Consider the following 13,249-nt stretch of genomic DNA (forward strand, 5'->3'; position numbering starts at 1 on the left):
CTTGGCATCCAATGGCAACAAGGAAAGGTAGGGCGCGACGAATTCCCATTCTTCATCACTCACGTCGCTTGGGTAAGATTTGCGAGCATTCATGCTCGCCAGACTTCTTTCCCATCCCTTAGTTCATAACACTCTCTAGAACGCCACCGCATTAATTACGACGGGAGTACCACCACCAACCGAGGTAAAGGACCGCCAGCCAGATAACCACGATGGCAGCGGCACCGGCGTAGCTCGTAGGCTTTGTCTTCTCTCTGGCCATCCATTCTTTTGCTTGCATTCGACATTCCTGAGTGACATGGGCTGGGAGAAGGCGCACCGCAAGCCAAATCAGTGCGGGCAATAGCAGCGCATCATCGACGTAGCCGAGCACGGGAATGAAGTCCGGGATCAGGTCAATCGGACTTAAAGCGTATGCCACCGTGAAAACACACAGGGCTTTAGCCAAAAACGGCGTGTCTGGATGTCGGCGGGCGAACCAAAGCATCACGGCGTCTCGTTTGATACTCTTGGCCCATACCTTGATTGTTTCAAGAACCGACATTCCCGATGACTTTCCCGCTAGCGTGAACGGAAAGAATACGCCATTTCACTTGGTTCCACTGGGCATAAAGAACAACGAAGTTGTTGCGGACAGGCCAAGCTCAGAAGGGGGCTCAAGTGCTTACAACCGTAGTATTGATGGCGCCCGGCTTGTCGACAAGCAGACGATGACGTCGCTCAAGATGGAACCGGCCACCTGCGATAGCCTTCAAATACTGCGTCAGCGTGATGAGTGCGAGACCTGAGCCGGCAATTGTTGCCATGCACGCACCGCAGAGTATCTTCTTCATTAGAAATATTCGGTCTCGAGACAATGGTTCGGGGCGAAGAAAGGTTTTGGCGCCAATGCTCGAACTGCGGCCACCGCAAGCTTGCCCACGCGTCGTTTTCGAAGAGCGGCCCCAGTCCGCAGAGCACAAGGCTCCGCTAGCCCTTGACAGCGCCAGGCACGCGATCCTCGAACCGGCAAAGCCGGTCGCCCGCAGCCTGCCGGGCGCAATCTTCCTGATCCTGGTCGCCGCCTTTCTCTTGCCCGGCCTGATCGGGCATGACCCATGGAAACAGGACGAGACCTATATCTTCGGCATCATTGAGCATCTGCTGGATACTGGCGATTGGGTCGTGCCGACGATGGCAGGCGAACCTTTCATGGAGAAACCGCCGCTTTATTATTGGCTTGGCGCTGCGACGGCCCGTCTTTTTGCATCCTGGCTGCCTTTGCATGATGGTGCCCGGCTGGCGACGGGGATCTTCATGATGATCGCGTGCGGCTCACTTGGGTGGGTTTCTCGATACTGGTGGAATGCCGCCAGCGGCCGTTACAGCGTGTTCGCCCTGCTTGGCTGCCTCGGCACGGTGTTCTACAGCCACCTCATGCTGACCGATATACCTGTCCTGGCCGGTTTTGCACTGGCTGCCTGCGGATTCGCCACTGCGCGTACCAGAGCGGTCACCGGGGGTGTCGTGCTGGGGCTGGGTGTGGGTATGGGTTTTCTGGCCAAAGGCATGCTGGCGCCAGGCGTCCTCGGACTCACGGCGATCCTGCTGCCGCTATTTTTCAAGACATGGCGCGAGCGCAGCTACTATCGTGGACTGGCAATTGCACTGCTTACTGCGCTGCCCGCCTTGCTGATCTGGCCTGTCGCTTTGTACATGCGATCACCTTCGCTGTTCATGGAATGGTTCTGGCTGAATAATCTCGGACGCTTTGTCGGCTTTTCCGTCCCGATGCTCGGGGCGCCCCATACGGCGTACTTCTGGTCGGAGACGCTTCCATGGTTTTTGTTTCCAGCCTTGCCGCTGGCCCTTATGGCGCTCTGGCAGCAGCGCGACAATGCGCAGGCATGGGCGCCGGTTCAATTTTCTCTCACGTTGTTTGCCGTACTGCTGGCAGTGCTATGGATATCGGCATCCGCGCGCCCCAATTATGCATTGCCGCTGCTAGTGCCGCTGTGCCTGCTTGCCGGGCCGGCGGTCGATGCGTTTCCGGCCCGCCTCGACCGCGCCTGGGATTGGAGTTCGCGCGTGCTGTTTGGCACCTTGGCGGTGGTTATATGGTCGATATGGGCATGGTTGCTGGTGCGAGGCCCGCTTCCGGAAAGCTTGGCGGCTCTGGGGCAATATCTGCCACTTGATTATCGACCGACGTTCGACGTCAACATCGTGACCACGGCCCTGCTGCTGACGGCGTTGCCGGTACTGGTGGCCAGGGCGCTGAAGGGCGTCCAGGGCCGCGGCCTGGTGACCTGGGTTGCCGGGCTGGCTTTATGCTGGGGACTCATTTCCACGCTCTGGCTGGGCTGGCTTGACTATGCAAAGAGCTATCGCAGCGTTTTCGTGTCGATGCGGATGGCGCTGCCGCGAGAGCATCATTGCATTGCGAGCGCCGGACTCGGTGAATCGGAACGGGCAATGCTGCACTATATTCTCGGTGTCAACACTGTGCGAACTGAAGTCAAGACCCACAATAACTGCGACTTGCTATTGATTAACGGTCTTGCGGTCATGCCTCCACATAATGTCGACCGCCGCTGGCGGCTTGTCTGGGAAGGAGCGCGTCCCTCGGATTTGCGTGAGCGCTTCTGGCTCTTTGAGGCATCCAGCCTCGCCGCACGGCTCGTAGTTGTGTCTTCGTCCGATAACCATTGATGTCGAGCGGCGCCTTGCCAGCCGTTCCGGCAGCGCCAATCGAATAATTCAATCGGTCAGCCGGTGCGCGTCATCGTCGCATCGAAATTCGCTACTTATTTTTCGCATCCAACATCAGTAAAGTAAAAAGGGGCTGCGGCATGCGTCGCGGCCGGAAGATTACTGATTACAACGCACCGATATCGTCGGCACTTGGCATTCCTGCATGGAAAAATCCGGGATGCGAAAGACGGCCGTGCGCAAACCGCCAGGCACCACTGTCCAGCAAAGCATGCACATGAACGCACCCATCCAGCAGGTACAACCTCTTGCCGTCCAGCAGATACATCCCATGAACGAGAGGAGCGATGCGGTCGAGGTCGGAAAACATCTCTCCTTCCTTGCTGACTACCGCTGGCTGATCGCCGGCATCGCGTTGCTGGTCACCTTGCTCGCCGTGACGTATGTCCTTGTTGCCGTGCCGATCTACGAAGCGAACATTCTTGTCCAGGTCGAAGACACCTCGGCCAGTTCCAGTACTGGCGCGCCAAAAAATATCCAAAGCGACCTGTCGACTGCGTTCGACATTCGCACTGCGACGGCATCGGAAATGGAAATCCTGCGCTCGCGCACTGTCCTGTCGCGGGCGGTGCAGCATATGCGGCTTGATCTCGTCGTGAAACCGAAGTATTTCCCCGGTATCGGCGCATGGGTCGCGCGCCGCAGCAAGGGTCTGTCGAATCCGGGATTGCTTGGCTATGGCGGCTATGTCTGGGGCGCGGAGCGCGCGGATGTGGATGTCTTCAATGTGCCGGCCGCGCTGGAAGGCCGTACCTTCGTTCTGACCGCGCAAGGGGACGGCACGTACCGTCTGACGCGCGACAGGGACGGGATCGATCTCAAGGGAAAGGTAGGCGAACGCCTGGTCGCAAGGACTGATGGCGGTAACATCGAACTGAGTGTGACGCATCTTGCTGCGCGGCCCGGCGCGCAGTTCGAGCTCATCCGCCATGCCGAGCTGGAGGCTGTCGAAAAGCTGCAGAAAGACGTGCGCGTGACGGAAAAGGGCAAGCAATCCGGCATCATCGCGGTGGCACTGGAAGGTGGCGATCCCGTGCTGACCAGCGCCGTGCTGAACCAGATCGGCCGCGAGTATGTGAGTCTGAACGTGGACCGCAAGTCGGAGAAGGCGCAGAAATCATTGGCATTCCTCGACAGGCAGTTGCCCGAGCTGAAGGAACAGCTTGAAACATCGGAAGACCGCTACAAGGAGTTCCGCAACCGACACAGGACTTATGACCTCGCTGCCGAAAGCAAGATGCTGCTGGACCAGTCGGTAGGCATCCAGAATCGGCTCGTCGAGCTCAACCAGAAGAAAATCGAATTCCAGACCAAATACCAGGATCAGCATCCGGTGCTGGTCCAGGTGAACCGGCAGATCGAGGGGCTTGACCGGCAACTGGCGCGACTGGAATCCAGGATCAGGGAGCTGCCCGACCTCGAACAGGAGGCAATTCACCTGAGCCGTGACGTGAAGGTGAATACCGACCTCTACACCAGCCTGCTCGGAACGGCGCAGCAGCTGCGGTTGGCGGCCTCCAGCGAAGTCGGCAATGCACGCCTGCTGGATATCGCGGCGGTGCCGATCAAGCCCGTCAAGCCAAAGGCGCTTTTGATCATCTCGCTGGCGCTCATTGCCGGCACAGTGCTGGGGATCATTTTTGCGTTCATATGGAAGACGATTCATGGCCGCGTCGACACCCCGTACGAAATCGAACAATTGCTCGGGCTTCCGGTCAGCGCGACGATCCCGCACCGGCCGGGTCAGGCGAGGCTGCCCGGACCATTTGGCGGCGGTGCGCGCAAGCCTTCCATCCTGCCGCAGGATGCGCCTTTCGACAGCACGCTCGACAGCCTGCGCCGGCTGCGTAATTTCCTGCAGTATGCGATGGCCAGTTCCAGCAACAACATCATCATGATCACCGGCCCGACGCAGGGTGTCGGCAAGTCTTTCGTGTCAGTGAATTTTGCCGCCGTGCTCGCATCGCTCGGCAAGAGGGCGCTGCTCATTGATGCCGATCTGCGCGCCGGCGACCTGCATCGCTATTTCGATATGGAACGTGGCACCGGCCTGGCGGATGCCATCAGCGGCAGCATCGGGCCGGAACGGGTCATTCACCGGGGCGTGGTCGATAACGTCGACTTCATCACGGCCGGCAGCATGACGAAACGGCCGGCGGAACTGCTGGCGCATGGCAACTTCGGTCAGCTCCTGGCGGCGCTTGCAGGGCATTACGACTACGTCCTGATCGATACCCCTCCGGTGCTGGCGGCGTCGGACGCGCTCGCTGTCGCATCGCACGCAGGCGTGATCCTGAATGTGGTGCGCGGCGGCTACAGCACCGTGGTCGAAATCGAAGATGCGGTGAAAGGCCTGAACCAGGCCGGCTATACGGTGACCGGCACGGTATTCAATGATGCGCGAACCGGATCCGCGCGCTATGGCTATGGGGCCAGATATGGGAAATACAAGGCTACCAATGCGTGACGCTGCCATGACAGAAGCGGCAGGCGCTTCATGCCATTCCCGTGCGTCGTTAACCATGCATCCCAACAGTCCGAACGATTAAACAGTGAAAGCATTATTTGTCGGTAGCCGGTCCGCGGTCCTTGATGCGGCATGGGAGCTGGGCCTGGAGCTGTCCGCAATTCTCGCCGTGGACGGCTCGCCGCTGCAGGAACGGCTCGCGCGCAGCGGCGTGGAATTCACCGTGCTGCACAGCAAGCGGCAATTGATCAACGCGGTGCGGCAGGCGGATTTCGAGTTGCTGATATCGAATGGCTGCCCTTACATCATTCCGGTCTCCCTGCTCAAGAAGGACGGCCAGCAATTCGTCAACGTCCATCCTTCCCTGCTGCCCAATTTGAAGGGCAAGCATCCGGTGAACGGCGCGATCCTGTACAGCCAGCCGCTCGGTGCAAGCTGCCACGAGATGGATGACGGTATCGATACGGGCGCCGTCATCGCGCGCGTCCACGTGGATGTGGAAGAGGGCGCCGATCTCGGCCTGCTCTATCGGCTCGCCTTCCTGGCAGAAGGCGATGCCTTCAGAAAGGCGCATGCCCGCGATTTTTTGCCCGGCCAGGATGAGCTGCGCCATTTGAGCAGCGGCCGACTTTACTTCAACCGCAGCGACAACGCGATGCAGATCGATTTCAAGGATCCGATTGACCTGACCCTGCGCCGGATCGCAGCGTTTTCTGTTCCAGGACAAATGGCGCGATTCCGGTTTCGAGACACTCTCTATCTTGTACCGCGTGCTTCGCGCGTCGTGGGCAAGTACATGGACGAAAAGTTTTCTTCCGTAAGTGATGGGACGGTCATCTTCAACTATGACGATACGCTCGTCGTGAAGCTCAGGGATGGCTATCTGCGCATGTCCGGCATCGACGGTGGGCGCGAACTGCGCGAAGGAATGGCCTTAACGAACTGATGAGGAAGATTCAATTGCCGAAAACCACAACACGAAGTGAGGAAAGATGGGAGCAGGGATCGGATTTCCACCTGATGCAGTATGCGGCCGCCGACCGGACGGCCGATCCGTGGCAGGATGACGCAAGACCTTATGCCTCGGGACGCGACGCCTTCCGCGCGCTTCTCCTGCATGGCATGAAGACACGCGGATGGAAGCGCCTGCTGGTGCCGTCGTATTACTGCCAGTTTGTGGTCGCCAGCCTCAAGGGCGCAGGCATGGACATGGTCTTGTACCCGGATGAGCCCGGGCCGCGGCACATCCCCCTCGGCGATGTTGCGACGAGAGACGGCGATGTCGTCCTGAAAGTGAACTTCTTCGGTCTCGGCAGCAGGCCGGATTACCGGGACATGGCGCGCGGACGGATCGAGATCATCGAGGATCATACGCACGACCCCTGGTCGGACTGGGCCATGTCAAGCAAGGCCGACTGGTGCGTCGCTTCCCTGCGCAAAACGCTGCCGGTTCCAGACGGCGCAATGTTGTGGTCGCCGGCCGGCCACGCGTTGCCACCGCCGGTCGGTCCGACTCGGGAACGGCAAGAAGCATCTTCGAAAAAGATCGCCGCGATGCTGCTCAAGAACCTGTACCTGTACGGGCATGCGATCAGCAAGGACGATTTCCGCAATCTCTACGCCGAGGCAGAGGAAAGCCTGCGTACCGGGGATGCTTCCGCGATGACGATGTGGAGCGCGAACCTGCTGCGCAGCCTTCCCGTACAGCACATGCGTTCGACACGCCGGCAAAACCACGCGTGCCTGAGTCAGACGCTGCGAGAGATTCCGGGCCTGGAAGTTTTGCCGCCGGGCGACGGGCAAGGGATATGCCCGTTTTCCTGCGTCATTGTGCTCGACACGCCGGCGCGGCGGCGTCATCTGCTGGAATACCTGATCAGCCGTCGCGTCTATCCCGCAGTCCTGTGGCCGCTGGAGACCCCGGTGTGTGAAGGCGTGCCGCCGGAGCACCGGGAGTTGAGCCGCAAGATGCTGTCCGTTCATTGCGATGCGCGCTATTCCGAGGCGGACATGGCCCGCGTGGCCGGCCTTGTCCGCGAATTTTCCATCTCGTATGCGCCGCAGCGGCACGGCGAAGCATGACGATCCGAGCCATGGACAAGAACACATCGATAACCTGGTTGAACCTGGATGACCGCACCGATTGCGCCGTCTACGAGAAATACTGGGAGGAAAGCGAACACAAGCGGCCGCATGACCATCCAGGCTTCCTGGAGCTGGTGCGGCCCGAACATTACCAGCCGGCGGCCGTGGTCTGCCAGCATGCGGAGGGCGCGAGGATCATTTATCCCTTCTTTCACTGCGGCGTCAACAGCTTCCTCCCGTTCAGGGACGTCCGGCAGTCGTGGCGGCATCTCGTTTCCCCTTACGGATACGGCGGCGCGCTCTTTGAAGGCAAGGTGGAGCACATGCCGGCCGCCTCGCAAGCCTTCGAATGCCTGCTGGACCAGGAACTGAGGGAGCGGCATTTCGTCAGTCAATTCGTGCGCGAGGACATTTTCCCGGCGAGGCTTGCGCGCCGCACGCAAGGGGAAGTGGACCAGCAGCCGAATGTCCTCGTCAAGCTTGACCGCACGCCGGAAGAGATCTGGAGCAAGTACAAGCATGCCGTGCGCAGCAATGTGAATCGCGCCATGAAATCGGGTTTGCGCGTGGTGTTCGACCCGGAAGGCGAGCATCTCGACAGCTTTCTCGATATCTACTATCAGACAATGACGCGCCGTGGCGCGGCCGGCAGCTACTTCTTTGCTGCCGAGCGTTTCAGGCAACTGGCATTCAGCTTGGGAAAGCGCAAGGCGACGATGTATGTGCATGTCTATGATCAGGATCAGATCGTGTCGTCGGAACTTCTGCTGCTTTCCCGTGACACGATTTATTCCTTCCTTGGAGGATCGCTGGCATCGGCGTTTGCGAAGCGGCCCAACAACCTGCTCAAACACGAAGTGATCCTGTGGGGAGGTAGGAACGGCTACAAATGGCTGGTGCTGGGCGGCGGGCTGGGGCCAGGCGATGAGTTGTTCCGGTTCAAGCAGTCGTTCGATCCGGACCACATCGTCCCGTTCACCCTGCGCAGGATCATCCACGATCCGGATGCCTATCGTTGTCTTGAGGAAGTGCGGCGCGACCATGAACACCGCAATGGAAGGTGCTGGCTGCCCGTTCCCGGCTTTTTTCCGCGCTACCTGGCGCCCGTGGAAGACCAGCAGGACGAGGGAAACGAGGAGCTGCGGCGCAGCGGGTCGCAATGACGAAGGCGGGGCAGGCAATGTACAGGATTTTCTTGAAGCGACCTTTTGACTTGCTGGCAGCTTTCGCCCTGCTGCTGCTCGTCGCACCGATCCTGCTCCTGACTGCCGTGCTGTTGAAGCTGGACAGTCCAGGTCCCATCCTGTTCACGCAAAAACGGCTGGGGTTGAACGGAAGGATATTCGATCTGTACAAGTTCAGGTCCATGGCGGATGTGCCGCGCACGCCGGCGAGACAGGTATATGGCAGCGATCCGGAAGTCACGCGCGTCGGGAAGTTCATCCGGCGATTCAAGATCGACGAATTGCCTCAGCTGTTGAACGTATTGAAAGGGGACATGAGCATCGTCGGGCCGCGGCCATGCCTGCCCGATCTGCAGGAGGAGTTCGACGAGAACGGCAGGTCGCGCATTGCCGTGCGCCCGGGCCTGACGGGGCTGGCGCAGGTCAATGGCAACATCTTTCTGAGCTGGCCGGAGCGCTGGCGCCTGGACCGCATGTACGTCGACAACCTGAGTTTCGTCACCGATTGCCGGATCCTCTGGAAAACGGTTTTTGTCGTGCTGTTTGGTGAAAAGAGAACGGTGCCATGAAGCTTGCATTGATCGGTGCCGTCAATTCCAGCCTGCTGACCCTGCAGAAACTGCTCCAGCATGGAATGGCGCCGCAGCGCGTTTATGGCTATGAGCCGGAGGACGATTCCCGGGTGAGCGGCTACGCATCCCTGCGTGCGCCTTGCATGGAGCGCGACATCGCCTATACGCCCTTCCGGAAAATCAATGCCCACGAGGAGGAAATCGCTGCGGCCGGCTACGACCTCATCTTCGTGGTCGGCTTGTCGCAGCTGGTGTCGGAAGCGATCATCGCCAGCGCGCGCCTGGGCTGCATCGGCTTTCATCCGACCTGTCTGCCCAAGGGACGGGGCAGGGCGCCAATCGCATGGCTCGTGCTGGAGGAAAACGTGGGCGCGTCCACGCTGTTTCTCATCGATCGCGAAGCGGATGCGGGTCCGATTTTCAGGCAGGTATCCTTTGCCATCCTGCCGGATGACGATGCAGGCAGCGTGGAAAAGAAGGCGCTGCGGGCGCTGGCAACAGCGCTTGACGACTGGCTGCCCGCGCTCAAGCGCGGCGAATGGGACCCGGTGCCGCAGGACGATCGGCTTGTCACCGAGTATGGCCGGCGCGCGCCGGAAGACGGCAGGATCGACTGGCATCGCGACGCAGTTGAAATCGATCGCCTGGTCAAGGCCAGCACGCGGCCGCATCCCGGCGCATTCACCTTCACCGATGCGCGCAGGCTGTTCATCTGGCAGAGCGCGATCGAAACCGGACTGGCGATCAAGGGCGTGGTCGGGCGCATCCTGAAGATGACAAGCGACCGCCGCGCGCTGGTGCAAACGGGCAACGGCCTGCTCTGGATCAACGACTATTCCTTCGAGCATGACGCGGGACGGCAGGAAACCGGGCTGCGCGTTGGCATGCGCCTGGGATATTGCCCGGAAACCGAAATCCATGCGCTCAGGCGCGAACTTGATCTCATCAAGGGGAGGCTTGGCTTATGAATATCCTGGTGATTGCGCCGCATGCGGATGATGAAGTGCTGGGCTGCGGCGCCAGCATCGCCCGGCATGTGGCCGCCGGCGACAAGGTGGCCGTCGCGATCATGACCAATGCATCTCTCGGCGCACCGGAGATTTTCCCGGTCGCGGCAGTGGAAGCGGCGCGCAGGGAGGCGCAACGCGCCCATGCATTGCTCGGCGTGCAGCGGACAGTCTTTTTCGATTTCCCCGCGCCCCGCCTCGACCAGTATCCCCGCTACAAGATATCGCAGTCGCTTGGCGAAGCGATCGCCGAGTTCAGGCCGGAGACCGTCTATGTGCCGCACCGCGGCGACCTGCATCATGACCATGCGGTTGTGTTCGGCGCGGCTCTGGTGGCATGCCGGCCGCTGGCACAGTCGAGCGTGCGTAATATCTATGCGTACGAAACGCTGTCCGAAACGGAGTGGGGCCATCCCTTTGGCGATGACGCCTTCATCCCGGACCACTTCGTCGAAGTCAGCAGCGTATTTTCGAAAAAGCTCGATGCGATGCGCTGCTTCGCTTCGCAGCTCAAGGACTCGCCGCATCCCCGCTCGCTCGATGCCATGGATGCGCTGGCGCGTTTTCGCGGCGCGACCATTTCGGTGAAGCATGCGGAGGCTTTCATGACGGTCCGCACGGTGCTGCGGGAGTAATCCGGGAGTGAGGAAGAATACGGCAGATGCGGTGAGGGCTCAGGCATGAACGGACAACTCAGGGATAAACCCACGTGAGGCGGCTTGCCATTCTCGGCGGAGGCGGGCACGGCAAGGTCGTTGCCGATGCGGCGGAAGCATGCTGTCGCTGGGACGATATCGTCTTCTACGACGACGCCTGGCCGCAGCGCGTGGAGAATGGGCCATGGCCTTATGTCGGATCGATTCACGCCTTCATGCAACTACCGTCGGACAGCTGCGACGTAGTGGTTGCCATTGGCGACAATGCGCTGCGCGCGCGTATTGCGTTTCAGTTGCAGGATGCGGGCTTCTCACTGGTGAACGTGATTCATCCGGCGAGTAGCGTCAGCCGGCACGCCAGCATTGGTGCCGGCAGCGTGGTGTTTGCCGGCGCGGTGATCAATATCGGCGCCATGCTTGGACCTGCCTGCATCATCAATACCGGCGCGATTGTGGAGCACGACTGCGTGCTGGGAACCGCCGTGCACGTCAGCCCGGGGGCCAATCTTGCCGGCGAGGTGGGCATCGGCGATGCGAGCTGGATCGGCATCGGAGCGTGCATCCGCCAGCAGATTACCGTCGGCAGCAAGGTCATGATCGGCGCCGGCGCAGTGGTGGTGTCGGATGTTCCGGACGGCGTCACCATGGTAGGCAATCCGGCAAGGATCATGCACAGGAAAGAAACAGACCGTCGAGAGGAGACCAGTCATGCTGAATACCCCGTTCCCCCCGTGGCCAAGCTACACAAGTGAAGAGGCGAACTCGGCCAGGAACATACTGCTTTCCAACAAGGTGAATTACTGGACCGGCGTCGAGTGTTGCGAGTTCGAACGGGAGTTCGCTGCCTGGGCCGGCACGCAGCATGCCGTCGCGCTTGCCAATGGCACGGCGGCGCTGGAGGTGGCGCTCCATGCGCTGTGTATCGGGCCGGGCGATGAGGTGGTGGTCACGCCGCGCACCTTCATGGCTTCCGCCAGTTGCATCGTCGGCCGCGGTGCCAGACCGGTGTTTGCCGATGTCGACCGGAACAGCCAGAACATCAGCGCAGACACCATCCGCGCGGTGCTGACGCCGCGCACCCGGGCAGTCATCTGCGTTCACCTGGCGGGCATGCCGTGCGACATGGATCCGATCATGGCGCTGGCGGGCGAACATGGTCTGCATGTGGTCGAAGACTGCGCGCAGGCGCATGGCGCGCGCTACAAGGGGCGCAGTGTGGGCAGCCTGGGGCATATCGCGGCCTGGTCCTTTTGCCAGGACAAGATCATGACGACAGGCGGCGAGGGCGGCATGGCGACGACCAGCAACCGGGAATGGTGGGCGTCCATGTGGTCGTTCAAGGATCATGGAAAGTCATGGGAGGCGATGCATGAGCATGCTGCCGCGCCGGGTTTTCGCTGGGTGCATGAATCTTTCGGCACCAACATGCGGATGCTGGAAATGCAGGCGGCGATCGGCCGCATCCAGTTGCGTCGCATGCCGGAATGGGGCGAGCGGCGGCGTATGCATGCCGAGCGCATTGCCACCGTGTGCCGGCAGTTTCCCGCCGTGCGGGTGCCGGACGTTCCCGGCCATGTGCGGCATGCCTATTACAAGTTCTATGCCTTTGTCGAGCCGGAGCGACTGGCCGACGGTTGGTCGCGCGACCGCATTCTTGCCGAAATCGTTGCGCGCGGCGTACCGTGCTATCACGGCACCTGCCCCGAGGTCTATCTTGAGAAGGCATTCGACGGCAGCGGCTATCGGCCGGCGGAACGGCTCCCGGTTGCCAGGGAACTGGGCGAAACCAGCCTGATGTTCCTGGTGCATCCGACGCTGTCCGAAGCCGACATTGAAAAGACATGCAGCGTGCTCGAAGAGGTTCTGACGCAGGCGTCCGGCGGAACCAGCGGCACATGAGGAGGGACGGAACTTGATTCCATGGATGAAACTGGTTTATGTGGGCGGCACGTCGTTCATGCTGCCTGCCGCGGCGGCCATCGGTGCCTGGCTTCTCGTATCGCGCGGATATCGCGTCGCGTTGTGGTGGTCCTTGCTGTTCCTGTCCGGCCTTGGTCTGATCATTGCATCGAAGATGGCCTTCATGGGATGGGGCGTCGGGATCCCGTCGATCGCGTTCAAGGCGATGAGCGGCCATGCATACCTCACCACCTCCGTGGCACCGGTGGGGATGTATCTGCTGTTGCAGGGGAATTCAGTGAAGGTGCGGGCCGTCGGCGTACTGCTCGGCATCGCCTTCAGCCTGGCGATGGGCGCATGCCTGGCATTCTACGATTTCCATTCGATCCCGGAAATCGTCGGCGGCACCCTGATCGGCGGCACGGTCAGCCTCGGATTCATCAGGAAGTCGGCCAGCCTGCCGACGGCGCCGGTCAACCCTGCACTGCTCGTGGGCAGCGCACTTGTCTTTCTTGTGGTCTGGCAGCTCAGGCCAGGTTCGCTGGAGCGCTGGATGGTGTCGGCCGCGCTGCACTTGTCCGGCAACGAAAAGCCGTTTATCACCCGTGACTCGCGCTGCTGACGGCGC

The 13,249-nt window shown here is 60.7% G+C and carries 12 protein-coding genes; 11 read left to right on the forward strand and 1 reads right to left on the reverse strand.

Translation table 11 applies throughout. The features are described from left to right. Window positions 1–151: 151 nt before the first annotated feature. Complete coding sequence (locus VJ651_RS13400; RefSeq protein WP_324107928.1) at window positions 152–544, reverse strand: YkvA family protein; 393 nt, start codon at window positions 542–544, stop codon at window positions 152–154. 260 nt (window positions 545–804) lie between these two features. Between VJ651_RS13400 and VJ651_RS13405 the strand changes: the two genes are divergently transcribed. The 11 genes from VJ651_RS13405 (at window position 805) to VJ651_RS13455 (ending at window position 13,243) form a co-directional block, all read left to right on the forward strand. Further along, on the forward strand, window positions 805–2,691 hold the full coding sequence (locus VJ651_RS13405) for a glycosyl transferase (protein WP_324107929.1): 1,887 nt from the start codon (window positions 805–807) through the stop codon (window positions 2,689–2,691). A gap of 277 nt (window positions 2,692–2,968) precedes the next feature. Then, window positions 2,969–5,218 carry a polysaccharide biosynthesis tyrosine autokinase gene (locus VJ651_RS13410; RefSeq protein WP_324107930.1) on the forward strand — a complete coding sequence of 750 codons (2,250 nt, stop codon included), beginning with the start codon at window positions 2,969–2,971 and terminating at the stop codon, window positions 5,216–5,218. 85 nt (window positions 5,219–5,303) lie between these two features. Further along, a complete protein-coding gene (locus VJ651_RS13415) occupies window positions 5,304–6,164 on the forward strand; it encodes a formyltransferase family protein (RefSeq protein ID WP_324107931.1) in 861 nt (286 codons plus the stop codon). A gap of 14 nt (window positions 6,165–6,178) precedes the next feature. Then, window positions 6,179–7,300, forward strand: coding sequence for a hypothetical protein (locus tag VJ651_RS13420; RefSeq protein WP_324107932.1), 1,122 nt, complete (start codon window positions 6,179–6,181; stop codon window positions 7,298–7,300). Between the two features lie 11 nt (window positions 7,301–7,311). Further along, window positions 7,312–8,466 carry a GNAT family N-acetyltransferase gene (locus tag VJ651_RS13425; protein WP_324107933.1) on the forward strand — a complete coding sequence of 385 codons (1,155 nt, stop codon included), beginning with the start codon at window positions 7,312–7,314 and terminating at the stop codon, window positions 8,464–8,466. 32 nt (window positions 8,467–8,498) lie between these two features. Beyond that, window positions 8,499–9,056 carry a sugar transferase gene (locus VJ651_RS13430; protein ID WP_324107934.1) on the forward strand — a complete coding sequence of 186 codons (558 nt, stop codon included), beginning with the start codon at window positions 8,499–8,501 and terminating at the stop codon, window positions 9,054–9,056. Further along, window positions 9,053–10,027, forward strand: coding sequence for a methionyl-tRNA formyltransferase (locus VJ651_RS13435; RefSeq protein ID WP_324107935.1), 975 nt, complete (start codon window positions 9,053–9,055; stop codon window positions 10,025–10,027). The genes VJ651_RS13430 and VJ651_RS13435 overlap by 4 nt, the downstream gene beginning before the upstream one ends. After that, window positions 10,024–10,701, forward strand: coding sequence for a PIG-L deacetylase family protein (locus VJ651_RS13440; protein WP_324107936.1), 678 nt, complete (start codon window positions 10,024–10,026; stop codon window positions 10,699–10,701). The genes VJ651_RS13435 and VJ651_RS13440 overlap by 4 nt, the downstream gene beginning before the upstream one ends. A 74-nt stretch (window positions 10,702–10,775) precedes the next feature. After that, complete coding sequence (locus VJ651_RS13445; RefSeq protein WP_324107937.1) at window positions 10,776–11,474, forward strand: acetyltransferase; 699 nt, start codon at window positions 10,776–10,778, stop codon at window positions 11,472–11,474. After that, window positions 11,431–12,621 (forward strand): DegT/DnrJ/EryC1/StrS aminotransferase family protein, encoded by a 1,191-nt coding sequence (locus tag VJ651_RS13450; RefSeq protein ID WP_324107938.1) that lies wholly within the window; start codon window positions 11,431–11,433, stop codon window positions 12,619–12,621. Before VJ651_RS13445 ends, VJ651_RS13450 begins: the two co-directional genes overlap by 44 nt. Before the next feature lie 25 nt (window positions 12,622–12,646). After that, the gene (locus tag VJ651_RS13455) at window positions 12,647–13,243 is read left to right on the forward strand and encodes a membrane-associated phospholipid phosphatase (RefSeq protein ID WP_324107939.1); all 597 of its coding nucleotides are present in this window, start codon (window positions 12,647–12,649) and stop codon (window positions 13,241–13,243) included. The last annotated feature ends 6 nt before the right edge of the window (window positions 13,244–13,249 follow it).

The sequence above is a fragment of the Noviherbaspirillum sp. genome (assembly GCF_035254865.1).
Taxonomy (GTDB): Bacteria; Pseudomonadota; Gammaproteobacteria; order Burkholderiales; family Burkholderiaceae_D; genus Noviherbaspirillum.